This window comes from Microbacterium sp. cx-59 (assembly GCF_020805625.1).
GTDB lineage: Bacteria > Actinomycetota > Actinomycetes > Actinomycetales > Microbacteriaceae > Microbacterium.
On the sequence record NZ_JAJHGO010000007.1, the window covers coordinates 53,135 to 75,217 of the forward strand.

Sequence of the window (22,083 nt, forward strand, 5' to 3'; positions counted from 1 at the left end):
CGGGGTCAGAGGGACTGGACGGCGGCGGCTTCGACAGCGAGGCCGGCGCGATAGCGGTCGAGGTACGACGCGAAGCCCGCGACGTCCTCCGGGTCGGGGTGTGCGGTCTCGAACACGGCGCCCGCGAACACGCGGTCGCGCAGGAACTCGTCGAGGCTGTGTCCGGATGCGGCGGCCGCGAACGCGGCGAGAACCGCGATCCCCCACGCGCCACCCTCGGACGCCGTATCGGCGACCGCGACGGGCGCATCGAGCGCGCCGGCGAGGAAACGCTGCGCGACACCGGCGGTGCGGAACATGCCGCCGTGCGCGAACATGCGGTCGAGATCGACGCCCTCGTCCGCCAGCACCCGCATGCCGAGCGCCAACGTTCCGAACACCCCGTAGAGCTGAGCGCGCATCACGTTCGCGAGCGTGAACCTGCTGTCGGGCGTGCGGACGAAGAGCGGCCGCCCCTCGGTGAGGCCCGCGATCGGTTCGCCGGCGAGGTGGTTGTAGGCGAGCAGGCCGCCCGCATCCGCCTCTCCCGCGAGCGCTTCGCGGAAGAGCGTCTCGAACGCCTGATCGGCCGAGACCGGCGCACCCGCGGCGGCCGAGAACCGCGTGAACATCTCGACCCAGGCGGCGAGCTCGCTCGCGCCGTTATTGCAGTGCACCATCGCGACCGGGTCTCCGGCCGGCGTGGTGACGAGATCGAGTTCGTGGTGCACGTGCGCGAGCGGCTTCTCGAGCACGACCATCGCGAAGATGCTCGTCCCGGCGCTCACATTTCCCGTGCGCGGTGCGACCGACTGCGTCGCAACCATCCCGGTGCCGGCGTCACCCTCGGGCGGGCAGAACAGGGCACCGGGCCGGAGCACGCCGGCGGGATCGAGCAGGGCAGCGCCCGCGGCGGTCAGGTTTCCGGCCGCCTCTCCTGCCACGAGCACCTCGGGCAGCAGCTCGGCGACCCGGAGCCCGGGAGCCGCATCCGCCGCGACGCCGTCGAAACGCGCGATCAGCTCGCGGTCGTAGTCGCGGGTCGACGAATCGATCGGGAACATGCCCGACGCGTCGCCGACGCCGAGCACTCGACGCCCGGTGAGCTGCCAGTGCACGTAACCCGCGAGGGTCGTCACGAAGCTCACCTCGGGCACGTGCGCCTCGCGGTCGAGCACCGCCTGATAGAGATGTGCGATCGACCAGCGGAGCGGGATGTTGGTGCCGAACAGCGCGCTGAGTTCTGCGGCCGCGGCTCCCGTGTTCGTGTTCCGCCAGGTGCGGAACGGCACGAGCAGCTCGCCGGAACGATCGAACGGCAGGTAGCCGTGCATCATCGCCGAAACACCGATCGCCGCGAGGTTCTCGATCGGCACGTCATAGCGCGCTCGCACGTCGGCGACGAGGTCGGCGTACGCCGCCTGCAGCCCCGACCACACCTCGGCGAGCGAGTAGGTCCACATCCGGTCGACGAAGCTGTTCTCCCACTCGTGCGCGCCCACGGCGAGCACGGTCGCAGGGTCGTCGCCGATCAGGCACGCCTTGATGCGGGTCGAGCCGAACTCGATGCCGAGGGTGGCGCGCCCGTCGCGGATGGCGGCGCGGACGGCGTCGGAGGCAGAGGTGCTGTCGGTGGTCATCGTCGTTCGTCCCCACTCTGGCCGTACACGTTCTGATATCGGTCGTACAGGCTGTCGATCGCCTCCTGCGGAAGCGGCACGAGCGGGCCGCCGTCGCGCGCGATCTGCACGGTACGCGCGACGTCTTCGACCATGACGGCGGCTTTGACCGCGTCTTTCGGGGAGACCCCGATCGTGAACGGGCCGTGGTTCTGCATCAGCACGGCGCGCGAGCGGTGACCGCGGAGCGTCTCGACGATCCCGCGCCCGATGGAGTCGTCGCCGATGATCGCGAAGGGACCGACGGGGATCGGCCCGCCGAACTCGTCGGCCATCGCCGTGATCACGCAGGGGATCTCTTCACCGCGCGCCGCCCACGCGACGGCGTAGGTGGAGTGCGTGTGCACGACGCCGCCGACGCCCGGCATCTCCCGGTACACGTACGCGTGCGCCGCGGTGTCGCTCGAAGGGCTGCGCTCGCTCCCCGGCGACCCCGGCACGACGGCGCCGTCGAGGGTGCACAGGATCATGTTGTCGGGGGTGAGGTCGTCGTAGGAGACGCCCGAGGGCTTGATGACGAACAGGTCGGTGCCGGGCACGCGCCCGGAGACGTTTCCTCCGGTCCAGACGACGAGTCCGTACCGCACGAGTTCGCGGTGCAGACCCGCGACGTCGACGCGGACCGCCTGGATCGCCGCGTCCGTCGCGGTGCCGGCGCTCACCGGTCGCCCCGGTTCGCCCGCGCGGTGGGTACCGCATCGGGCTCCGTCGTGGCCAAGAGGTCGGGCGGGCAGGTCGTCACGGGGTCCTCCGTCGGGCGTCGTGGTCGCCGGGCGCGCACAGATCTCGCGCGCCCGGCGTGATCCGATGTTACCGGTCACATGGCGTGCTCGCAACGGGCTCAGCGCGGGCCGGGCGCGATCCTCGGCGGCGGCGCGGTCGAGCCTCGCGTCACGAGCGCGGGCGGCAGGGTCGAGACCGCATCGACCGGCGCGTCACGCTCCGGTTCGGCCGTGGCCGCGAGCACCGCGGCGACGCTGCGTCGCGCCTCTCCCCCGATGTCGAGGCGCACCGTGGTGAGCGCGGGACGGTAGTACGCGGCATCCGGGTTGTCGTCGAACCCCGCCACGCTCACGTCTCCGGGAACCGAGATTCCGGATGCGGCGAGCCCCGCGACGAGCCCGAGCGCCAACTGGTCGTTCGCGCACACGATGGCGGTAGGCCCGTCGGTCTCCCGGATCGCGGCCGCCGCGAGCGGAGCGACGGCTGCGCCGGCCGCCGCCGACCAGTCTCCGGTCCACGCCGCCACCTCGTGCACCTCGTGCGCGGCGAGCGCCGCTCGGTATCCGGCGGCGCGGGCGATCTCATCGAGCCAGTCCGGCGGTCCGCCGAGCCGCGCCACGCGGCGGTGCCCGAGCGCGGCGAGATGCTCGACGACGAGCGCGGCCGCGGCCTGCTGCGCCGCGCCGTCGTCGTGCGCGTGGAAGAGTTCGACGGGCAGGCGGCCGTCGAGGTCCGCGAGCGCAGGAGCCGAACGGGTATGCGAGGCGACGACGATCAGTCCGTCGACGCCCTGGTCGCGCAGGTGCAGGGCTGCGGCGCGGACGGAGGCCGCATCCGCCGCATCCGCGTACGCCGTGGCGACCCATCGGCCGGCCTGACGCGCGGCACTCTCGATCTCGGCGACCGCGACCGCCGGGCCGTACAGGGTGGCGTCCGACACGATCAGGCCGAGCGTCCGCGAGGTGCGGGTGCCGAGGGCACGGGCCGCGTTGTTCACCCGGTAGTCGAGTTGCGCCATGGCGTCCTGCACCCGCCGCCGGGTCTCCTCGCGAATGCGCGGGTGGTCGTTGATGACCCGCGAAACCGTCTGCGCCGAGACGCCCGCAACGCGCGCCACATCCCGCACGCCGACGCGTGCGGGCCCACTGTCCGGCTCGCTCATTCCCCGAAGGCTACCGGCCCGCCGTCACGGATTCACCGGCAAAATATGCACATGGGTGCATCTCCTCGCGACCGGAGGGAGGCGGCCGGCGGGAACGACGACCCCCGCCTCGCGGCCGCCCGGTATCGTGCGGCCCCGCACGGCCCGGCCTCGCCGCACGATGCGCGCGAGGCCGCCGCGGATCGCCCGGATGCGTCGGCGGATGCCGCCACCACCCGCACCCCGACCGCCGCCGATCGGGCGGCGTACGTCGAGACGGCGATTCAACAGGCGATTCGACGCGGAGAGTTCACCGACCTGCCCGGCGCCGGCAGACCACTCGTCGGTCTCGGAGCGACCCACGACCCCGACTGGTGGATTCGTCGCAAGATCGAACGCGAGCAGCTCCGAGGTCTCGGGCCGCCGGCCCTCATGCTGCGCGTGGAGAACCGTGAGCTCGATGCCCGCCTCGACGCCCTCGCGACCGACGGAGAGGTCCGCGAGGTGCTCGACGACTTCAACGCCCGCATCCGGTCTGCGCGGATGCAGTTGCTCGGCGGCCCGCCGGTGGTCACGCCCCTGCGTGACGTCGACGCGGAGGTCATCGCCTGGCACACGCGGCGAGCGCAGCGGGCGGCCGTGGCACCGGAGCCTCCCGCGACCGGTGAGCGCGGCGTGCGGAGGACGCCGCGTCGGCGATGGTGGCGGAGGCCGGAGGAAGGGACCTGACGCCGACCCTCGCGCGCTACAGGATCGCGTTCAGATAACTGATGATCGACGCGTAGACCAGAGCACCGACGCCGAGAGCCAGCAGAATCACCCCGACGTACACGAGCCAGCGAGAGTTCGTGTCGTCCGGGTTGCGTTGCCCGTCGCGCGCCATAGCCAGCATCGTACTGAGGAAATGTGTCGGGATTGTGTACGTGACGTACGCAAACCGAAGATCGTGTTCTGTCAACCCCTCCGGAGTCGGCGACGACTGTCGCAGATACTGGGGGCAGCAACACCGCTCAGATCAGATGTTCGGGTCATCTGCGACGAGTGAAGGCACGGCGCGGCGAAAGCCCCCGTGTGAGAGGAGCCCTCTCCGGTCCCCCAGCCGGAGGGGGCTCTTCCTTATCCGCTCTTCTTCAGAGAGCCGCCCCGGGGTAGCATTCTCGGCGGTAGACCCGTCAACCCTGGGCCTCGGTCGTTTCGATCGGGGCTGGCGGCGCCCGCGGCCCCCGCAACCACCCGGTGCTGGGGGCCGCATCGTCTCTCCCGCCCTCCGGGCGCGGCGCTCCCCGCGCGAATCAGCGCACGACGGCGGTCGGACCGGCCAACCGCCCGATGACCTCTTCACTCACCGATCCGAGCAGGAATCGTGCGAGCGCTCCGCGGCCGTGCGAGCCGACGACGGTGAGCCGGGCCTTCCGCGCGTGCTCTGCGATGACCTCCGCCGGGTCCCCCTCGACCACGGCCGCGCGCACGGTCAGGTCCGGGTGCGCCGCCCGGATCCGCTCGGTCACCGCGTCGACGGCGGCTTCGGTCACCCCGGCGAGGTCGGTGAGATAGGTGTCGGGGTAGACGCCGAAGTCGCCGGGCACCGCGACCGGCAGCCAGGCCGAGACGAGCGTGAGCGCGTCGCCCCCGCGCGCGGCCTCGGCCGCGGCGAACTCGATGGCGGCGGCCGAGGCGTCCGACCCGTCGACGCCGACGACGATCCCGCGGCGTTCCGCATCCGCGGCGCTCGTCGCCGGGACGACGACCACGGGACTGTGCGCTCCGGCAGCGATCCGAGCGCCATGGTGGCCGCGGCGCCCGTGCCCACGGGCCTCGCCGCCGATCACCAGCAGATCGGCGGTCGCCGACGCCTCCACGAGCACTCCGACCGGATCTCCGGCCACGGCGCGTGCGGTGACGGAGAGCCCGGATGCGGTCAACCCGCTCGCCTCCGCATCGAGCGCGGTGCGCGCCCGTGTCACGAGCCGATCCACGACATCGTCCTCGCCGACGACGCCGACCGCTCCGCCCACGACCGCGACGAGTTCGACGGTCTCACCCGTTCGCCGTGCACGCTCCACCGCCCACTCGAGCGCGCTCTGCGATGACGGTGCGTCCGCTACTCCGACGACGATGGTTCCCGGCATGTCACGACCTCCCCATTCTCCGCCAGGCTAGCGCTCCCTGCGCGGTAGAGTCCTTCCGTGACCGCAACTCCCGCCGCCCGCGCGCCTCGCCGCCGCCGCGGCTTCCCGCGCTGGTTGCTGGTCACGATCCTCGCGGCAGCACTCGTCGTGATCCTCGTCGTCATCGGCGTCGTCGGTTGGCTCGTCACGAGCGGCCTGCAGGCGCTCGGCGCCCAGCCGCCGGCGGTCGGCACCACGATCGTCGCCCCCGCCGAGGCGAAGTCCGCCAAGGCCGTCCTCGACGACGACGCCTCCACGCGCGAGCAGATCGAGGCCGCCCAGTACCTCGCCGCCCAGCCCACGGCGTACTGGTTGACCCCCGAGATCGATCCGATCGGTGAGGTCGGCGCGCGCGTGCTGAATCTGGCGTCCGAAGCGCGCGAACAGAACGCGAGCCTCGCGGTCGTCGTCTACGGCCTGCCCGAGCGCGACTGCGGCAACCACTCCGCCGGAGGGCTCGACGACGCGGACTACGACACCTGGACGACGCAGATCGGCGAAGCGCTCGACGCCACCAAGGACGTGCAGAAGATCGTCGTGCTCGAGCCCGACAGCCTGGCCCTCGCTCCCGAGTGCGGCAATGTCGACGAGCGGGTGGCGCAGCTGCACGACGCGGTCGGACGACTGACCGGCGTCGACACCTGGATCTACCTCGACGGCGGGCACTCGAACTGGGTCCCCGCCGACCAGATGGCCGCCCTCATCGACAGCGTCGACGTCGAGGGCGACGTGCGCGGGTTCACCACCAACGTCTCGAACTTCAACACGACGACCGACGAGTTCTCGTACGCGCACGAGGTGGCGGGCATCCTCGGCTGGGGACACGCGCTGATCGACACGTCGCGTAACGGCGCCGGTGCGACACCCGACTGGTGCAACCCGCCGGGGCGCCTGGTTGGCGACGCCGGCGGCACGTACGGCGACGATGTCGTCGACACGAACCTCTGGATCAAGCCGCCCGGCGAGAGCGACGGGGAGTGCAACGGGGGCCCCGCCGCCGGTGTCTGGTGGCCGGATGCGGCCGTCGAACTGACGCGCGAGGCCCGCTGAGCCCGCTCGTCGGCGAATCTCGCCGGACGACGCAACGTCCGAGCGCGGTGTGTGTTGTATGGAACAATTGGCCGCGCGGCGCTCCTTCATTCGGAGCACCGCTCGAAAGTTGACGACGGGGGCCGTGATTTCATGACCGATGCATCGGACGGGCAGAAGACTGCGGTCATCGTCGAGGACGATCCGGACGTCCGCCACCTCCTCGCAGAGGTGCTCGAAGCCGCCGGATTCTCGACCGTCTCGGTCGGCAACGGCATCGACGGCGTCCGCGCTGTGCTCGCCTACCAGCCGCTGATCACCACGCTCGACGTCAACATGCCCGGTATCGACGGCTTCGAGGCCGCTCGCCGCATCCGGGAGAAGTCGAACACCTTCATCATCATGCTAACCGGACTCGCCGACGAAGCCGACGTGGTGCTCGGCCTCGGTGCGGGCGCCGACGAGTACATCGTGAAGCCATTCCGTCCGCGCGAGTTCCGCGCGCGCGTGGAGGCGCTGCTCCGCCGACCGCGACCCGAGTCGGGCGCCGCAGCGGGCAACCCGCGTCAAGAGAGCGTCGGTCCGTCCTTCCCGGGCGCCCGGGCGCAGACCCAGGCGATCCCCGTGCAGCCCGAGATCCGGCACCCCGGCGGCGTGCCCGCCCAAGCATTCCCGGACCCCCGCGACTACCCCGCGGTCGCGGCGATGCCCGAGCCGGTGACCCCGGTCATCCCGGTCACCGCCGTGGTGATTCCGCCGGCCAACGCTCCCGGCTCCGAACTGGCGCCGACGAGCGCGGGTCCCGTGCCCGGCGGCGGCTACTGGCTGACCCACCGCGATCTGCAGTTGAACCCGGAGACGCGCATGGTGCTGACCGGCGGGCGCGACGTCGAGCTGACCCGCACCGAATTCGATCTGCTGGCGACGCTCCTCGAGTCGAAGCGCCGCGTGCGCAGCAAGGCCGATCTCACCCTCGTGCTGCGCGGCGAGTCCTACGTCACGTCGTACTACGTGGGCGAGGCCGACAAGCGCGCGGTCGAGGCGCACATGACGAACCTCCGCCGAAAGCTCGGGGACAACCCGGCCAACCCGCGCTACATCGAGACCGTGCGCGGTGTCGGCTACCGCCTGACGGCCGAGCTCGCCGCTCCCTGATCGGGCACGCCGCCCGCGCGGGTCAGACCTTGTAGCCCTGGTAGCGGCGGAACAGCTTCGTCAGCATGAGCAGGGTCTGCAGCACGGTCACGACACCGACGATCGGCCAGCCGATCCAGAGGATCGACGACTGGACGACGGGTCCGAGGGTCGACCATCCGAACGCGCCCACCAGCAGCACGAGCGCCAGGATGATGAACGGCGCCCAGTGGCCAATCGACGCGCCGCCACGCTCCGCCTTCGCCTGCATGGCCCAGTTGTCGACCTTCTTGCGCGAGAAGAAGCGTGCCCACGACCGCACGAAGTGGCTGAGGCGGATCCACATGAAGACCTCGGCCGGGAACCCGAGGCCGGCGAACAGCATGTCGCGGTTGTTGCGTTCCTTCATCGTCATCGCGATCCGGATGTTCAGCAGGATCGCGATGCCGATCGGGATGAGCCAGATCGGTGAGAAGACGAAGGCGTTGATGGAGAGCGATCCCGCGAGGAGGATGAGGAATGCGACGCGCACGAACAGGTTCGTCAGCATCCCGAAGTTCTCGAACCACCGCAGGCGCAGGTTGGGGTGGAACGGCTGCCCCTTGGTGTCGCCGCGCTGGCCGGGCCACATGAGTTCGATCGCACCGAACGTCCACTTCACCTGCTGGGCGTCGTAGCCCTTCAGGGTCGTCATCCCGCCCACGCTGGCACGCGCGTACGGGCTGATCTTCGTGAGGTATCCGGCGCTCTTGATCTGCAACGAGAGGAGCGAGTCCTCGACCTCGCTGTCTTTGACCCACGGGGTGCTCTGGTGGTTCGCCTTCATGGCGTCGCGCAGCGCGTTCGTGGAGAAGATCGAGAACTGCCCGCCGAGCACCGCCATGTTGCGACCGCGCAGCAGGTTCTGCAGGTTGAAGGCGGCGAACTGCGTGCGCTGACCGGCGATCAGCCACTTCGCGATCGTGCCCTTGATGGGCGCGTCATCGATCGTGTAGATGGCCGAGATGCCGCCGATGCGCGAGTCGCTCACCGCTTCGGTCTCGAGGTACTCCACGGCGCGCGAGTCGGCGACCGTGTCACCGTCGACGCCGAGCAGGTAGTCGCAGCCCTCGACGAGCGAGTAGCCGTAGTTGAGCGCGCCGACTTTCTTGTCGGGGTTCTTGCCGATGTCGTGCACGAAGACCTCGGTGAACTGCTCACCGAGCTCGGTCGTCACCTCGTGCGGCCCGGCGTACTGGCTCGCGATCTTCACCGTGTTGTCGGAGGTGTTGTTGATCACAACGTGGATGACGTCGGGCACGCGCGTCTGCGCGAGCAGGCTCTCGATCACCTGGGCGATCGATTCCTCCTCGTTGTACGCGGGGATGACGCAACCGATCGTGGAGCGGTGCACCGTCGTGTTCTCGAGGACGGCCATGAAGTCCTGGCCGAAGTGGTCCTCGAGCGACCCGGGGACCGCATCCGGCGCGAAGCCCTGGGGCGCCTCGATCGCCTGGGGCACCTGCGGCGAGTAGCTCATGCGCGGATCAGTCATGTCGTTTGGTCCTGTACTGACGTCGGGGTTCGACCGCGCCGCAATCGGCGCTGGGACCAGAATGCCGCATCCACCGCCGGGCGGGGCGAGTTCGAGCGCAGGCTTAGCGCAAGATTTGCGCAAGATCCTCCGGCGGGAGGACCGGTGGGAGCGTTCAGTCCTGGTAGATCGCGATCGGCAGGTACTGGTAGACGATCTGCTGCGAGAACGAGGCGTCGGTGTTGGCCGTGCCCTCGACCGCGACCGTCAGGGCGAACTCGAGCGTGAGTCCGTAGGTGTCTTCCGGCAGCTGATGGATCGTCTGCTCCGGAACGAGCAGGCCGCCCTGGAAGCTGTTGAGCAGCAGGCCGCGGTCGGATCGCTGCGTGTCGGTGGGCACGAGCGTCCGCGGGTCGGCGCTGAACTGGTACGGCTGCTGCATCTGTCCGGAGGTCTGCGTCGTCGTCGACTGGATCTGCACCGCCGAGATGAACACCCGGCGCTTCTCGGTGAGAACCGCCTTGTCATCGACGCGGTGGTCGTAGACGTTCACCGAGAAACCGAATGTCTTCTCGCGCGTCGGAGTCCACTCCTGAGTGCGCTTGGAATCGACCGCCCACACCTCCAGCCGCAGCTCGAGATCGTCGGCCACGTCGCTGGAGAGCGACACAGACCCGTCGTAGCTGAACTGGGAGTTGAAGGCCATGGATGCGGACGGGCTCGCCGACGGCCGAACGAACGTATTCTCGGCGGTTGTGTCGGACGACGTGTTGCCCTGCGCCGCGTTGAACGCGTCGACGAGCTGCGTGCATCCCGACAGGGCGAGGGCACCGACGAGGGCGACTGCCACGAGGGACAGTCGCCGGGTACCGGAAACGGAAGGACGACGAAGGCTCACTGATCACTCCTCGGAGAGGTCCGCGGACAAGGCGGAAGACGGTTCGGGTGTCACCGTCGGGTCATCGAGGAAAACGCAGACAGCGCCGAAAGTATATGGCAAAACCGCCGATTCGGACACGCCCGGGATTCGGCACGCCCTGCGGAGCGGGTCTGCGACTACTCGCCGCCGCCGGAGATCGCGATGGTGAGGGTGTCGCTGGCGGTCTGTTTCGCGTACTCGGCCGACGTCGGAGTGGTCTGCACGAGGAAGTCGTACGTGAACTGCACCGTCACGAACGTCGCTTCCGGGGGCACTTCGCCGACGTTGAACGTCTGCGAGTAGCTGTACGGCGAGAGCACGAGGTAGCCCGGGCTCACCGAGGACTGGTCGGTCTGGGCGGAAAGTGCCGGGAAGGAGGTGGACGCGTTCCCCGGGACCGCCACCATGCTGGCCTTCTGCAGGTACACCTTCTGGCCGTCATCGGGTGTCACAGTCGTCACCATGGAGACGCTGATCGGCTTCAGCGCGGTCGCGGTCCACCGGTCCATCGAAAGCGTCGACCAGTAGTCGATCGTGGCGGCCACGGCACCGGCCGTGACCTGGCGCTGCGTCGACCCGCTCGACAGATCGTTCGAGACCGGCGTCGGCACAGGACTGTTGCGGCTCGCCGACGGCGAAGGGGATTCGCCCGCACCGCCCGCATTCCACGGCGCCTGCCCGCATCCGGCCAGGGCGAGGAGGGCGGCAAGCGTCGCGGCGGCCACCGCATACCGGCGACTGCGCGTCATCTGTTCCCCCATCCGATGGCAATGATTCCGTCAGTCTAGACTCGCGCGAAGCCTGCCCGGACTCACCCCGTAGGGTGAGGGCGTGACGAATCCGCTGCTTCCGCGCCCGGCTCGAACGGCGGGCCGCGTCTTCGTGTGGGTCCTCCTGGCCGTCGCCGTGCTGACCGTCGCCGCGGCCGCGTGGCTCGGTGTGCGCGGGTACCTCGCCTATTCGCACCTCCGATCCGCGGAATCCGCCGCCCGTCAGCTTTCCGCCGACGTCGGCGATCCCGCCACCGCAGCGGCCGGTCTTCCCGCCATCTCCTCCGACACCGCGGCGGCGCGCGCGCTGACCTCTGACCCGATCTGGAGAGCGGCCGAATCGCTTCCGTGGGTCGGCCCTCAGCTGTCGACGGTCGGCACGCTCGCCGCATCCATCGACGACGTCGCGGGATCCGCGCTCGAGCCGCTCGTCGATTTGGCCTCGACCTTCTCCGTCGATTCGCTGCGCCCGACAAATGGCCGTTTCGACCTCACCGAGTTCGAATCCATGCAGACGGCGGCCGCCTCGAGCGCCGCCCAGGTCGGCGTCGCGGCCAACACGCTGGAGAACATCGACCGCGGCCCGCTTCTGCCCGTGCTCGCGACGAGCGTCGACGAGGTCGGGGACCTGCTCGGCACGGTGCAGACGGCGGCGGATGCGGTCAGCCGCACCACGGCGCTCATGCCCGCGATGCTCGGCGAAGACGGCCCGCGCAATTACCTGGTCGTGTTCCAGAACAACGCCGAGTGGCGCTCGCTCGGCGGCATCGTCGGGGCCATGGCCATGATCCACACCGAGGGCGGCTCGCTCACTCTCGCCGCGCAGGGATCATCCTCGGACTTCACGAAGTACGACACCCCGGTGCTCGACATCGGCCCGGAGCTGACCGGAATCATGGGCGCGAAGCCCGCCCAGTTCATCCAGAACGCGACCCAGGTGCCGTCGTTCCCCCTCGCCGCCGAACTCGCCCGCGAGATGTGGGCCCGCGAGACCGGCACCCAGGTCGACGGAGTGCTCTCACTCGACCCCGTCGCCCTGTCGTACCTGTTGAAAGCGACCGGGCCGATCACGCTACCGACCGGAGACGTGCTCAGCAGCGAGAACGCCACGCAGCTCCTCCTCAACGAGGTCTACCAGCGGTATGAGCGGCCCGCCGATCAGGATGCGTTCTTCCAGGCCGCCGCCGCATCCGTCTTCGGCGCTCTCGCCGCCGGGAGCGCCGACCCCGCCACGCTGATCAGCGCACTCGCGCAAGCGGGCGAGGAGCAGCGGCTGCTCATCTGGAACGCGAACGAGACCGAGCAGGCGATTCTCGACGGCACGACCCTGCAGGGGAACCTTCCCAAGACGGATGCGGAGCAGACCGCGTTCGGCGTGTACGTCAACGACGGCACCGGATCGAAGATGGACTACTACATGACGCTCGGCACCGGCGTCGCCTGGTGCACCGACACGGAGTCCACGCCCGACGCCGCGCTCACGGTCACGCTCCGAGACGATGCTCCCGCCGATGCCGCCTCCCTCCCGGCCTATATCACCGGTAACGGCGGCTTCGGGGTGGAAGCCGGCCTCACCGAGACCATCACCTACCTGTACCTGCCCGAGGGCAGCGAGGTCGTGGCGACCTCCTCATCCGGCGGCGGATCCGAGACCGGCTTCGGTACCGGCACCGACAGCGGACGCACCGTGCTCACCTGGTCGACGACGCTCCGCCCGGGCGAAGAGGCGACCGCCACCGTCCGGGTGCGGACGCCGCCGACCGCATCGCTCGTCGCCGAGACCACCCCCGTCCTCCCTGGAAAAGCGCAAGAGGTCGAAGCCCGCTGCTCGGCCGCGGGATAATCGCAGAACACCCGCCCTTACCGCTGTGCCGCTCCCCCCGGCTGAACGGAATGCAATGCCCCGTCGACTGTCGCGTTTCGCGGCCGCATCCGCCCTCGCCGCGATTCTGACCCTCGTTCCGGTTGCCGCGTTCGCTTATCCCCCGAACGACGCCGCCCGCGTGACGCAGACATCCGTCGACCCCGGCGGCTCCGTGCAATTGAGCGTCGCGGCGGACGTCTTCACCCCGGGTGAGCAGGTGACGATCACGGTGCGCGGCGAGAACGCCTCGGGTGTCACGTTCGCGATGGTGCGGACGGCACTCGAGACCCGCACCTATACCGACGCGCGCGCGAACTCCGACGGGGGCCTCGATCCGCTCACCGTCACCTTCCCCGCGGATGCGGCCGGCGCCTACACGATCGCCGTGTTCTCGCCCTCGACGCCCGGCGACACCGTCACGGTGACCGTGGGCAGCCTCTCGGTCACGGGAATCGACAGTCAGTCGGTGCTCGGCATCTGGGTGGGAGGCGCCGCACTCATCGTCGCCGGCGCGCTCATCGCCGTGACGGCGACGGTCGCCCGGCACCGGCGACGTCACGCCGACTGAGCGCCGATCAGGCGACGCGGGACGCCGACGACGCGCTCGGCAGCTCGGCGGTGACGAGGATCGGCAGATGGTCGCTGAGCCCCTGCGGGAGGGTCCTCACGTGCGCGATCTCGAACCCCGACGACGTCGCGAAGTCGTAGTGCCCGCGGAAGAAGCGGTACCGCGTGTAGGTGCGCGAGTCGCTCAGGGTGAGCTCGTAGCCCTGATCGCGCACGCGCTGACCGAGCTTCTCTTTGAAGACCGGGTAGTTGTAGTCCCCGACCATCAGGGCCGGGAGACCGGGGCCGAGGTTCTGCAGCGCCCCGAGCGCCGTGCGGATCTGATGCCGCCGGAGCGAGTTCAGCGCGGTCAGCGGCGCCGCGTGGAAGGACGCCACGATGAACTCCTGGCCGGCGTCGATGTCGTGCAGCCGGACGCCCAGCATCCGCTCCTCCGCCGGCTTCAGCACCCGGTCGTGCAGGGACTTCTTCAGCGATAGCGCCCGCACCTCCTCGAGGCGGAAGCTGCTCTCGCGGTAGTAGACCGCGAGTCCCAAGCGGTTGCGCACCGTGGCATCGGCGAGACGGAGCCCGCCGGTGCGCTCGGGCAGGTCGGTGGTGTCGGCCTCCTGCAAGCAGAGGATGTCGGCGCCGTGTCGATCGGCGAGGTCCGCGATCTCCACCGCAGCGCGGTGTTTGCGGAGGTTGTAGGAGATGACCTTCATCAGATACCCCACCCTAGGCCCGGCGGATGGCCGCGCCGTGACCGCTTGACGAACTCAAAGGAAGGCGTCAGTCGGCGACGCGTCGTGCCCGCGTCTGCGCGGCCCGACCGGCCAGCAGCTCGTCGGCGGGGTAGCCGACCTCCGCCAGGACGAGGCCCCGCGCGGCGAGCACCGCGAACGCACTCGTACGCACCGCCGCGTCACGCAGCAGCGCCGCGTCGGCGACCTCGAGCCGCCCCGCGCCCACGGCGGCGCACGCCCCGACGAGGGCGCGCACCATGCTGTGGCAGAACGCATCCGCCCGCACATTCGCGATCAGCGCGCCATCCTCGTCGCGATGCCAGTCGAACTCGAGAAGCGTGCGGATGGTGGTGGCCTCCTCGCGCGGCTTGCAGTAGGCCGCGAAGTCGTGGAGACCGATGAGCGAGCGCGCGGCCGCGTCCATCGCCGCGACGTCGAGGTGGCCGCGCACCTGCGTCGTGCGCTCGCGCTGGAACGGGTCGTAGCCGGTGCTGTCATCGGCGAGACGGTAGGCGTAGCGCCGCCAGACGGCGGAGAACCGCGCATCGAAACCCTCCGGGGCGAGCGAGGTGCGCCGCAGCGTCACGTCGGGGTACGCGCCCAGCACGCCCCGCACGCGCGCCGCGAGCGCCGCGACCGGGTCATCCGGCGTGCGTCGCCCCAGCGTCAGCCGCCGCGCCTGCGCCTCGTCCAGATCCAGATGCGCGACCTGTCCGCTCGCGTGCACACCGGCGTCGGTGCGCCCCGCGACCACGAGGGTCGGGGTTCCCGACAGGATGCGGGCGAGCGCATCCTCGAGCGTTCCCTGCACCGTGCGAAGCCCGGGTTGACGCGCCCATCCGCGAAAATGCGTGCCGTCGTAGGCGATGTCGAGGCGGATCCGCATCCGACCAGCCTACGGGCCGACGACTCGGCGCGAACGAGGTCCGGCCGTAGACTGGAGGGTCCCCGCAGGACCCTTCCGCCATGATCCCCCATGAATCCCCGACTCCTCCGCGCGCCCGGTTCGCCGGCCTCGACGGCCTCCGCGCGATCGCCGTCGCGCTCGTCGTGGTGTACCACCTCTTCCCCGGCTGGTGGGTGCGCGGCGGCTTCATCGGGGTCGACGTCTTCTTCGTGATCAGCGGGTTCCTGATCACCTCGCTCCTCCTCCGGGAGAAGTCGGATACCGGCCGCATCGGCCTCGTGGCGTTCTGGCGTCGGCGCGCTCGACGCCTCCTCCCCGCGCTCGCCCTCGTCCTCGTCGTCGCCGCCAGCGCCGCGTGGATGCTCGGCGGCGACATCCTCGTCGGTCTCGGTCGGCAGCTCCTCGGCGCGGTGACGTTCAGCTACAACTGGGCCTCGATCTCCGCCGGGGCGGACTACTTCGGTGCCGACGGCTCCGAGCTCTTCCGGAACCTCTGGTCGCTCGCGGTCGAAGAGCAGTTCTACCTCGTCTGGCCGGTTCTGCTCCTGCTTCTGCTCCTCCTCCCCCGCACCTGGATGCGCGTCGCGGTCGTCGGGGCGCTCGGTGCGGCGTCGGCCGGGTGGATGACGGCGCTCGTCATCACGGGAGGCGCGACGCCCGCATCCGTCGGTGCCGAGATCACCCGCGTCTACTTCGGCACCGACACGCACGCGTTCGGACTGCTGCTGGGAGTCGCGGTCGCGTTCCTCTGGCGAGCCGTGAGCCAGCGCGAATGGGTGCAGCGTGCCGCCGTGCGCCGCGGTGCCGCGGCCGTCGGCATCGTGGCGACGGTCGGCCTCATCGCGGTCGCCACCGTCCCGCAGGGGCAGACGATCGCCACGTTCCCCGGCGCGCTGCTGGCCGCCAGCGGGTTGTCCGCCGTGGCGATCGTCGCCGGATGCTGGCCGGGCTCGGTGTTCGGGCGAGTACTCGACGCCGCGCCGCTTCGGTGGCTCGGCAACCGCTCGTACGGCCTGTACCTCTGGCACTGGCCGGTGCTGGTGCTCCTCGTGGCCGCCGTGCAGGAGACGGGGCCCGACCGCCCGTTCCCCGCGTGGCTCGGCGCGGTCGCCCTCGCCATCGCGCTGGTCGCCACGGAGGCGTCGTACCGCTTCTGCGAGATGCCGGTGCGGCGCCTCGGATTCCGCGGCAGCATCCGTGCCCTCGGCGCCGGACTCCGGAGCGGAGGACGCCGCCGCGCGGCCGTCGTGGCCGCGGTCGCGGCATCCGTCGCGCTCCTCGCCGGCACCGTCGCGGGTGTGGTCTCGGCGCCGGCCGTGTCGAGCGGCGAGGCCGTCGTCGAGGCGGGCATGGCCGCCCTCCGCGACAACCCGCCCGCGGAACGGATCCCTGCCGGCCCGGGAGTGACGGGCGATCAGATCACGGCTGTCGGAGACTCGGTCATGCTGGCATCGGCACCGGGTCTTCTCGCCCGCTTTCCCGGCATCCACGTCGACGCCGCCGTCTCCAGGTCGATGTATGCCGCTCCGGGAATCCTCCGCGATCTCGCCGCAGCCGGGCAGCTTCGGCCCTACGTCGTGGTCGCACTCGGCACGAACGGTGCGATTTCGGAGCGCTCGCTCGACAGCATCCTCGACGCCATCGGTCCCGACCGTCAGCTCGTGCTCGTGAACGCATTCGCTCCTCGGGACTGGATCGCCGGAGTCAACACCGAGCTGTCGGAGTACGCACGCACGCATCCGACCGTGCAGGTTGCGGACTGGGCTGAGGCGATCGCCCCGCATCCGGACCTCCTCGCCGGCGACCACATCCACCCCGGCGAGGCGGGTGGGCGCGTGTTCGCGGATGCAGTCGCCGACGCGCTCGAGCAGGCGCAACGCGCGCAGGCCCGCTCCGCGGAGTTCGCCGAGCAGCGCCGCTTCGCCCAGGAGCTCCGCCAGGAGCAGCTGTTCCAGCCCCCCGGCGCCCCGCACCCCTCCTGACCCCCGCGGCGCCATCGACCGCGAGACGGGATCTTCGCGCCGAGACAGCGGGGTTACCCCACGGTCTCGGCGCCCAGATCCCGTCTCGCGGAAGGCATACACACGCGGGCACGCACGCGGGCGCGCACGCGGGCGCGCAAAAGCGAAACCCGCGGGACTCGGATGAGTCCCGCGGGTTTCGCGGTGGGCCGGGTCTCCCCGGCGGTTCCGATTACTCGGACTTCTTCTCCGCGTCGGCCTCGGCCGGAGCCTCGACCGCATCCGCAGCGTCAGCCTCGGCAGCGGCGCCCTCTTCGGGCGACTCTGCGCCGGCCTCGTCGGCGGCGGACTCCTCTGCAGGAGCCTCCTCGACGGGGGCCTCAGCGACGGGAGCGGCCTCGGTCTTCGCGGCCGGAGCCGACTTCGACGACGCCGACTTCTTCACGACGGGCTCAAGCACCAGTTCGATGACGGCCATGGGAGCGTTGTCGCCCTTGCGGTTGCCGATCTTCGTGATGCGGGTGTAGCCGCCGTCGCGCTCGGCGACGAGGGGCGCGATCTCCGCGAACAGCTCGTGGACGGCGTCCTTGTTGTTACGCAGAACCGTCAGCACGCGACGACGCGCGTGCAGGTCGCCGCGCTTCGCGAACGTGATGAGGCGCTCGGCGAGGGGACGCAGGCGCTTGGCCTTCGTCTCCGTCGTCGTGATCGACTTGTGCGTGTACAGCGCGGCAGCCAGGTTCGCCAGCATCAGGCGCTCGTGTGCGGGACCGCCTCCGAGGCGGGGACCCTTCGTGGGCTTAGGCATTCTCAGTTACTCCAGAGTTCTCAGGGGAAGGCCGGTCAGACGGTTTCTTCGTCGTAGCCGTTGTAGAAGTGGGCGCCGTCGAAACCGGGCACCGAATCCTTCAGCGACAGACCGAGCGAAGTGAGCTTGTCGCGCACCTCGTCGACCGACTTCTGACCGAAGTTGCGGATGTTCATCAGCTGGGTCTCGGAGAGAGCGACCAGCTCCGACACCGTGTTGATGCCCTCGCGCTTCAGGCAGTTGTACGAACGCACCGACAGATCGAGGTCCTCGATCGGCATCGACAGTTCGTTGGAGAGCACGGCCTCGACCGGCGCGGGGCCGATCTCGATGCCCTCGGCTTCGACGTTCAGCTCGCGAGCGAGACCGAACAGCTCGGTGAGCGTGCGACCGGCCGACGCGACCGCATCACGCGGCGCGATGGACTGCTTCGACTCGACATCCAGGATGAGCTTGTCGAAGTCGGTACGCTCCCCGGCACGAGTCGCCTCGACGCGGTAGCTGACCTTGAGCACGGGCGAGTAGATCGAGTCGATCGGAACCTGACCGGCCTCGGCGTACTCGTTGCGGTTCTGCGTCGCCGAGACGTAGCCGCGGCCACGCTCGATCGTCAGCTCCAGCTCGAAGCGGGCCGTGTCGTTCAGGGTCGCGATGACGAGCTCGGGGTTGTGGACCTCGACGCCGGCCGGAGCCGAGATGTCGGCGGCCGTGACCTCGCCCGCACCCGTCTTGCGCAGATACGCGGTGATGGGCTCGTCGCGCTCGCTCGAAACGACGAGCTGCTTGATGTTCAGGATGATCTCGGTGACATCTTCTTTGACACCCGGGATGGTGCTGAACTCGTGCAGCACGCCATCGAGGCGGATGCTGGTGACGGCGGCACCGGGGATGGAAGACAGGAGGCTGCGACGAAGCGCGTTGCCGATGGTGTAACCGAAGCCGGGCTCGAGCGGCTCGATGATGAAGCGGCTGCGGAACTCCCCGACCTTCTCCTCGGTCAGAGTGGGACGCTGTGCGATGAGCACGATGTGTTCCTTTCGGCTAAGTGCCCGCTATATGACACTTGCGTGGGTGAGGTGTTGAGTTTTTCACCGGCGGATGCGGACGCGCCGCTCCCCGGACATACGGGTCGCCGGGGTGCCCGAAGGCACCCCGGCTCGCAGCGTCAGACGCGGCGGCGCTTCGGCGGACGGCAGCCGTTGTGCGCCTGCGGCGTCACATCCTGGATCGAACCGACCTCGAGGCCGGCAGCGGTCAGCGAACGGATCGCCGTCTCGCGTCCGGAACCCGGGCCCTTCACGAAGACGTCGACCTTCTTGACGCCGTGCTCGGCGGCCTGACGGGCAGCCGACTCGGCAGCCATACCGGCCGCGTACGGGGTCGACTTGCGCGAGCCCTTGAAGCCCACGCCGCCGGACGATGCCCAGCTGATGACCGCACCGGACGGATCGGTGATCGAAACGATCGTGTTGTTGAACGTCGACTTGATGTGGGCCTGGCCCACAGCGATGTTCTTCTTCTCTTTGCGGCGGGGCTTGCGCGCCGCGGTCTTGGCCTGTGCCATGTGTCTGTTCTCCTAAACCTGGGGGCGGCGCGACCTAGCGCGCCTTCTTCTTGCCGGCGACGGTGCGCTTGGGACCCTTGCGCGTACGCGCGTTGGTCTTGGTGCGCTGGCCGCGCACAGGAAGGCCCCGGCGGTGGCGGATGCCCTCGTAGGAACCGATCTCGACCTTGCGACGGATGTCTGCAGCCACTTCGCGGCGCAGGTCACCCTCGACCTTGTAGTTGACTTCGATGTAGTCACGGAGCGCGACGAGCTGCTCGTCGGTCAGATCCTTGACGCGGATGCTCTCGTCGATCTCGGTGGACGCGAGGATTTCGACGGAACGGGTACGGCCGATGCCGTAGATGTACGTGAGTGCGATCACCACGCGCTTATCGCGCGGGATGTCGACGCCGGCAAGACGTGCCATGCGGCTCTCCTAGGAGTCGGTGGAGGTATGGAGCAGGATCTGTGCTCGGGCCTCCGACCCGAGGTGTTCCCCGCGCGGACGCGGGTTCATCGATCCTGCCGATGTGTGTTCAGTTGTGCAGTGGATGCGGCGACGCGCGCCGCATCCGTCATCAGCCCTGGCGCTGCTTGTGGCGCGGGTTGGACTTGCAGATGACCATGACGCGTCCGTGGCGACGGATCACCTTGCAGTGATCGCAGATCGGCTTGACGCTGGGGTTGACCTTCATGATGTTCCTGTTCGCTGTCTTCGTTCCCGCTGTGCGGGACGTTACTTCTCGACCGGTCTAGCGATAGCGATAGACGATGCGACCGCGGGTGAGGTCGTAGGGCGACAGCTCCACGACGACACGGTCTTCGGGGATGATGCGGATGTAGTTCTGCCGCATCTTTCCGGAGATCGTGGCGAGCACTTTGTGTCCGTTGCTGAGCTCGACGCGGAACATCGCGTTCGGCAGAGCCTCGGAGATCGTGCCCTCGATCTCGATGACACCGTCTTTCTTAGCCATAGCCTCGTTAATGCTTGTGCAGACCGATCGATCTGCGGTGGATGGGATTCGGCGTGACGACACGCCAACAAAGGCGCAAAGCGCCAAAGATCAACTATACGTGATAGTTTCCGGTCCCGCCACTCGAGGCCGCTGCCGCGTGGCGCGGCGGCCGACGAGCGGAACGGGATGAGCGGGACGGAACCCGGATCTCACGAGAGGCGGTCGACGATATCCGCCTGCGGGTCGTAGGTGACGGGCACGATGGTGCCGTTGACCACGAGCGTCGGCGTTCCCGTGGATCCCTCGGGCAGCTCGCGCGACTTGGCGAACTGGAGGTACTCGTGCGAGGTGATCGACTCTTCGAGCTCGGGCGTGACGTCGACACCCGCGTCACGGGCGATCTGCACGATCTGCTCGTCCGTCAGACCCGCGGAGTTCTCCGCCGGCTGGTTGGCGTAGAGCGCCTGCAGGAACGCGTAGGAGTTCGCGGGGTCGGCGACAGCGACGGAGTACATGGCGCTGGCCGCACGGCTCGAGTACTCCGTGCCCTGCGACAGCCGGTCGAGGATCGACACCGGGTACACGTTCAGGGTGACGTCGCCGGACGCGACGAGCTTCTGGATCTCGTCGCCCTCGGTCTGTTCGAACTGGTTGCAGTACGGGCACATGAAGTCGATGTAGGTGTCGACCGTGTCGGTGCCGGTACCGAAGGAGATTGCGCCGCTCGACTGGTCGACGTTCGACGCCTCGGGCACCTCTCCCGGCCCACTCGCAACATTGTTCATGAACACCACGAGTGCGCCCACGGCCACGACCACAACGACCGCGGCCACACTGATCCAGATCGCAAACCAGTTCGTCTTGCCCTTTGCGGCTGCCATTGCGTGAGTCCTTACTCGATTTCGACGGGGCGCACACCGAACGGCTCGAGCCCTGCGGCTCCGCCGTCGGGAGCGGTGAGCACCCAGATGCCGCCATCATGCACGGCGACGCTATGTTCCCAGTGTGAGCCGGCCGAACCATCGACCGTCGACACCGTCCAGTCGTCGTCTTCGACGAGTGTCTCTTCCGATCCGGCGACGACCATCGGCTCGATGGCCAGCACGAGTCCGGGCTGGATGCGGGGGCCTGGATCCGGAACCCGGTAGTTGAACACCGAGGGCGCCTCGTGCATCTTGCGTCCGATGCCGTGACCCACGTAATCGCGCAGGATGCCGTATCGGTGCCCCGCTCCGACGATGTGGTCCTCGATCGCGGCGCTGATCTCGCCGATGTGCGCCGCGCGGGACATCGCCGCGATCCCCGCCCACATCGATCCCTCGGTGACGCGCGAGAGTTCCTCGCGTGCCGCGACGAGCTCGGGGCGCGCCTCGTCCGGGACGACGATCGTGATCGCCGAATCACCGTTCCATCCGCGGAACTGCGCCCCCGCGTCGATCGACACGATATCGCCCGCCTCGAGCACACGATCTCCCGGGATGCCATGCACGACCTGCTCGTTCACCGACACGCACGTCGTGTGCCGGTACCCGCGGACGAGCTGGAAGTTCGACTCCGCACCGCGGCCGGTGATGACCCGTGCGGCAGCGGCGTCGAGTTCTGCGGTCGTGACTCCCGGCGCCACGATCTCACGGACCGCCTGCAGCGCCTCCGCCGTGATCCGCCCGGGCTCGAGCATGGACCGCAGCTGAGCG

At 69.5% G+C, this 22,083-nt stretch carries 24 protein-coding genes; 6 read left to right on the plus strand and 18 right to left on the minus strand.

The features are described 5' to 3' along the window. Window positions 1-5: 5 nt before the first annotated feature. The 3 genes from LMI96_RS07695 to LMI96_RS07705 form a co-directional block, all read right to left on the minus strand. Window positions 6-1,619 carry a xylulokinase gene (locus LMI96_RS07695; protein WP_228361063.1) on the minus strand — a complete coding sequence of 538 codons (1,614 nt, stop codon included), beginning with the start codon at window positions 1,617-1,619 and terminating at the stop codon, window positions 6-8. Then, a complete protein-coding gene (locus LMI96_RS07700) occupies window positions 1,616-2,320 on the minus strand; it encodes an L-ribulose-5-phosphate 4-epimerase (RefSeq protein ID WP_223722469.1) in 705 nt (234 codons plus the stop codon). Before LMI96_RS07700 ends, LMI96_RS07695 begins: the two co-directional genes overlap by 4 nt. Window positions 2,321-2,499: 179 nt before the next feature. After that, window positions 2,500-3,543: a LacI family DNA-binding transcriptional regulator gene (locus LMI96_RS07705; protein WP_228361064.1), complete on the minus strand. Its 1,044-nt coding sequence runs from the start codon at window positions 3,541-3,543 to the stop codon at window positions 2,500-2,502. Window positions 3,544-3,594: 51 nt separating this feature from the next. Between LMI96_RS07705 and LMI96_RS07710 the strand changes: the two genes are divergently transcribed. Continuing rightward, window positions 3,595-4,251 carry a DUF1992 domain-containing protein gene (locus LMI96_RS07710; protein WP_228361065.1) on the plus strand — a complete coding sequence of 219 codons (657 nt, stop codon included), beginning with the start codon at window positions 3,595-3,597 and terminating at the stop codon, window positions 4,249-4,251. A 16-nt stretch (window positions 4,252-4,267) separates the two neighbouring features. Here LMI96_RS07710 and LMI96_RS07715 read toward each other — a convergent pair whose 3' ends face one another. After that, window positions 4,268-4,405, minus strand: coding sequence for a hypothetical protein (locus LMI96_RS07715; protein ID WP_223722466.1), 138 nt, complete (start codon window positions 4,403-4,405; stop codon window positions 4,268-4,270). A gap of 409 nt (window positions 4,406-4,814) precedes the next feature. After that, window positions 4,815-5,651 carry a universal stress protein gene (locus tag LMI96_RS07720; RefSeq protein WP_228361066.1) on the minus strand — a complete coding sequence of 279 codons (837 nt, stop codon included), beginning with the start codon at window positions 5,649-5,651 and terminating at the stop codon, window positions 4,815-4,817. 57 nt (window positions 5,652-5,708) lie between these two features. Here LMI96_RS07720 and LMI96_RS07725 point away from each other — a divergent pair, with 57 nt between their 5' ends. Together LMI96_RS07725 and LMI96_RS07730 are read left to right on the plus strand one after the other, a co-directional pair. Continuing rightward, entirely contained in the window at window positions 5,709-6,740 is a 1,032-nt protein-coding gene (locus LMI96_RS07725) for a glycoside hydrolase family 6 protein (protein ID WP_228361067.1), read from the plus strand. Between the two features lie 132 nt (window positions 6,741-6,872). Further along, window positions 6,873-7,874 carry a response regulator transcription factor gene (locus LMI96_RS07730; protein WP_228361068.1) on the plus strand — a complete coding sequence of 334 codons (1,002 nt, stop codon included), beginning with the start codon at window positions 6,873-6,875 and terminating at the stop codon, window positions 7,872-7,874. 22 nt (window positions 7,875-7,896) lie between these two features. Here LMI96_RS07730 and LMI96_RS07735 read toward each other — a convergent pair whose 3' ends face one another. The 3 genes from LMI96_RS07735 to LMI96_RS07745 form a co-directional block, all read right to left on the minus strand. Next, window positions 7,897-9,387, minus strand: coding sequence for a glycosyltransferase family 2 protein (locus LMI96_RS07735; RefSeq protein WP_223722462.1), 1,491 nt, complete (start codon window positions 9,385-9,387; stop codon window positions 7,897-7,899). Between the two features lie 154 nt (window positions 9,388-9,541). Then, entirely contained in the window at window positions 9,542-10,264 is a 723-nt protein-coding gene (locus LMI96_RS07740; protein ID WP_228361069.1) for a fructose 1,6-bisphosphatase, read from the minus strand. A gap of 158 nt (window positions 10,265-10,422) precedes the next feature. Then, window positions 10,423-11,034, minus strand: coding sequence for a hypothetical protein (locus LMI96_RS07745; protein WP_228361070.1), 612 nt, complete (start codon window positions 11,032-11,034; stop codon window positions 10,423-10,425). Window positions 11,035-11,116: 82 nt separating this feature from the next. Between LMI96_RS07745 and LMI96_RS16325 the strand changes: the two genes are divergently transcribed. Further along, complete coding sequence (locus tag LMI96_RS16325) at window positions 11,117-12,898, plus strand: DUF4012 domain-containing protein (RefSeq protein WP_228361071.1); 1,782 nt, start codon at window positions 11,117-11,119, stop codon at window positions 12,896-12,898. A 55-nt stretch (window positions 12,899-12,953) separates the two neighbouring features. Beyond that, a complete protein-coding gene (locus tag LMI96_RS07755; RefSeq protein ID WP_228361072.1) occupies window positions 12,954-13,487 on the plus strand; it encodes a hypothetical protein in 534 nt (177 codons plus the stop codon). 7 nt (window positions 13,488-13,494) lie between these two features. Here LMI96_RS07755 and LMI96_RS07760 read toward each other — a convergent pair whose 3' ends face one another. Both LMI96_RS07760 and truA read right to left on the minus strand, forming a co-directional pair. Beyond that, window positions 13,495-14,190: an endonuclease/exonuclease/phosphatase family protein gene (locus LMI96_RS07760; RefSeq protein ID WP_223722457.1), complete on the minus strand. Its 696-nt coding sequence runs from the start codon at window positions 14,188-14,190 to the stop codon at window positions 13,495-13,497. A 67-nt stretch (window positions 14,191-14,257) separates the two neighbouring features. Continuing rightward, window positions 14,258-15,097 carry a tRNA pseudouridine(38-40) synthase TruA gene (gene truA / locus LMI96_RS07765; RefSeq protein ID WP_228361073.1) on the minus strand — a complete coding sequence of 280 codons (840 nt, stop codon included), beginning with the start codon at window positions 15,095-15,097 and terminating at the stop codon, window positions 14,258-14,260. Between the two features lie 80 nt (window positions 15,098-15,177). Between truA and LMI96_RS07770 the strand changes: the two genes are divergently transcribed. After that, window positions 15,178-17,100 (plus strand): acyltransferase family protein, encoded by a 1,923-nt coding sequence (locus LMI96_RS07770; RefSeq protein ID WP_228361074.1) that lies wholly within the window; start codon window positions 15,178-15,180, stop codon window positions 17,098-17,100. Window positions 17,101-17,311: 211 nt separating this feature from the next. Here the strand turns inward: LMI96_RS07770 and rplQ are convergent, their stop codons facing one another. The 8 genes from rplQ to map form a co-directional block, all read right to left on the minus strand. Further along, window positions 17,312-17,887, minus strand: a complete 576-nt coding sequence (gene rplQ, locus LMI96_RS07775) for a 50S ribosomal protein L17 (protein WP_228361075.1) — start codon at window positions 17,885-17,887, stop codon at window positions 17,312-17,314. 35 nt (window positions 17,888-17,922) lie between these two features. Further along, window positions 17,923-18,912: a DNA-directed RNA polymerase subunit alpha gene (locus tag LMI96_RS07780; RefSeq protein WP_223722453.1), complete on the minus strand. Its 990-nt coding sequence runs from the start codon at window positions 18,910-18,912 to the stop codon at window positions 17,923-17,925. 140 nt (window positions 18,913-19,052) lie between these two features. Further along, window positions 19,053-19,451, minus strand: a complete 399-nt coding sequence (rpsK, locus tag LMI96_RS07785) for a 30S ribosomal protein S11 (RefSeq protein ID WP_223722452.1) — start codon at window positions 19,449-19,451, stop codon at window positions 19,053-19,055. Window positions 19,452-19,485: 34 nt separating this feature from the next. Further along, window positions 19,486-19,860, minus strand: a complete 375-nt coding sequence (gene rpsM / locus LMI96_RS07790; protein WP_223722451.1) for a 30S ribosomal protein S13 — start codon at window positions 19,858-19,860, stop codon at window positions 19,486-19,488. Between the two features lie 151 nt (window positions 19,861-20,011). Next, window positions 20,012-20,128 (minus strand): 50S ribosomal protein L36, encoded by a 117-nt coding sequence (gene rpmJ, locus LMI96_RS07795; protein ID WP_005050492.1) that lies wholly within the window; start codon window positions 20,126-20,128, stop codon window positions 20,012-20,014. Between the two features lie 57 nt (window positions 20,129-20,185). Further along, on the minus strand, window positions 20,186-20,407 hold the full coding sequence (gene infA, locus LMI96_RS07800; protein ID WP_047544504.1) for a translation initiation factor IF-1: 222 nt from the start codon (window positions 20,405-20,407) through the stop codon (window positions 20,186-20,188). A 191-nt stretch (window positions 20,408-20,598) separates the two neighbouring features. After that, window positions 20,599-21,270 carry a thioredoxin domain-containing protein gene (locus tag LMI96_RS07805; protein WP_228361076.1) on the minus strand — a complete coding sequence of 224 codons (672 nt, stop codon included), beginning with the start codon at window positions 21,268-21,270 and terminating at the stop codon, window positions 20,599-20,601. Between the two features lie 11 nt (window positions 21,271-21,281). Beyond that, window positions 21,282-22,067: a type I methionyl aminopeptidase gene (map, locus tag LMI96_RS07810; protein WP_374197916.1), complete on the minus strand. Its 786-nt coding sequence runs from the start codon at window positions 22,065-22,067 to the stop codon at window positions 21,282-21,284. Between the last annotated feature and the right edge of the window lie 16 nt (window positions 22,068-22,083).

What these genes read in the sequence shown, in the direction of transcription:
- LMI96_RS07720 (WP_228361066.1), bottom strand. Translation starts at nt 5,651, where the DNA reads ATGCCGGGAACCATCGTCGTCGGAGTAGCGGACGCACCGTCATCGCAG.
- rpsK (WP_223722452.1), bottom strand. Translation starts at nt 19,451, where the DNA reads ATGGCACAGGCCAAGACCGCGGCGCGCAAGCCCCGCCGCAAAGAGAAG.
- map (WP_374197916.1), bottom strand. Translation starts at nt 22,067, where the DNA reads ATGCTCGAGCCCGGGCGGATCACGGCGGAGGCGCTGCAGGCGGTCCGT.
- rpsM (WP_223722451.1), bottom strand. Translation starts at nt 19,860, where the DNA reads ATGGCACGTCTTGCCGGCGTCGACATCCCGCGCGATAAGCGCGTGGTG.
- LMI96_RS07695 (WP_228361063.1), bottom strand. Translation starts at nt 1,619, where the DNA reads ATGACCACCGACAGCACCTCTGCCTCCGACGCCGTCCGCGCCGCCATC.
- LMI96_RS07705 (WP_228361064.1), bottom strand. Translation starts at nt 3,543, where the DNA reads ATGAGCGAGCCGGACAGTGGGCCCGCACGCGTCGGCGTGCGGGATGTG.
- LMI96_RS07735 (WP_223722462.1), bottom strand. Translation starts at nt 9,387, where the DNA reads ATGACTGATCCGCGCATGAGCTACTCGCCGCAGGTGCCCCAGGCGATC.
- LMI96_RS07715 (WP_223722466.1), bottom strand. Translation starts at nt 4,405, where the DNA reads ATGGCGCGCGACGGGCAACGCAACCCGGACGACACGAACTCTCGCTGG.
- LMI96_RS07730 (WP_228361068.1), top strand. Translation starts at nt 6,873, where the DNA reads ATGACCGATGCATCGGACGGGCAGAAGACTGCGGTCATCGTCGAGGAC.
- LMI96_RS07805 (WP_228361076.1), bottom strand. Translation starts at nt 21,270, where the DNA reads ATGGCAGCCGCAAAGGGCAAGACGAACTGGTTTGCGATCTGGATCAGT.
- truA (WP_228361073.1), bottom strand. Translation starts at nt 15,097, where the DNA reads ATGCGGATCCGCCTCGACATCGCCTACGACGGCACGCATTTTCGCGGA.
- LMI96_RS07755 (WP_228361072.1), top strand. Translation starts at nt 12,954, where the DNA reads ATGCCCCGTCGACTGTCGCGTTTCGCGGCCGCATCCGCCCTCGCCGCG.
- LMI96_RS07770 (WP_228361074.1), top strand. Translation starts at nt 15,178, where the DNA reads ATGATCCCCCATGAATCCCCGACTCCTCCGCGCGCCCGGTTCGCCGGC.
- infA (WP_047544504.1), bottom strand. Translation starts at nt 20,407, where the DNA reads ATGGCTAAGAAAGACGGTGTCATCGAGATCGAGGGCACGATCTCCGAG.
- LMI96_RS07745 (WP_228361070.1), bottom strand. Translation starts at nt 11,034, where the DNA reads ATGACGCGCAGTCGCCGGTATGCGGTGGCCGCCGCGACGCTTGCCGCC.
- rplQ (WP_228361075.1), bottom strand. Translation starts at nt 17,887, where the DNA reads ATGCCTAAGCCCACGAAGGGTCCCCGCCTCGGAGGCGGTCCCGCACAC.
- LMI96_RS07710 (WP_228361065.1), top strand. Translation starts at nt 3,595, where the DNA reads ATGGGTGCATCTCCTCGCGACCGGAGGGAGGCGGCCGGCGGGAACGAC.
- rpmJ (WP_005050492.1), bottom strand. Translation starts at nt 20,128, where the DNA reads ATGAAGGTCAACCCCAGCGTCAAGCCGATCTGCGATCACTGCAAGGTG.
- LMI96_RS07760 (WP_223722457.1), bottom strand. Translation starts at nt 14,190, where the DNA reads ATGAAGGTCATCTCCTACAACCTCCGCAAACACCGCGCTGCGGTGGAG.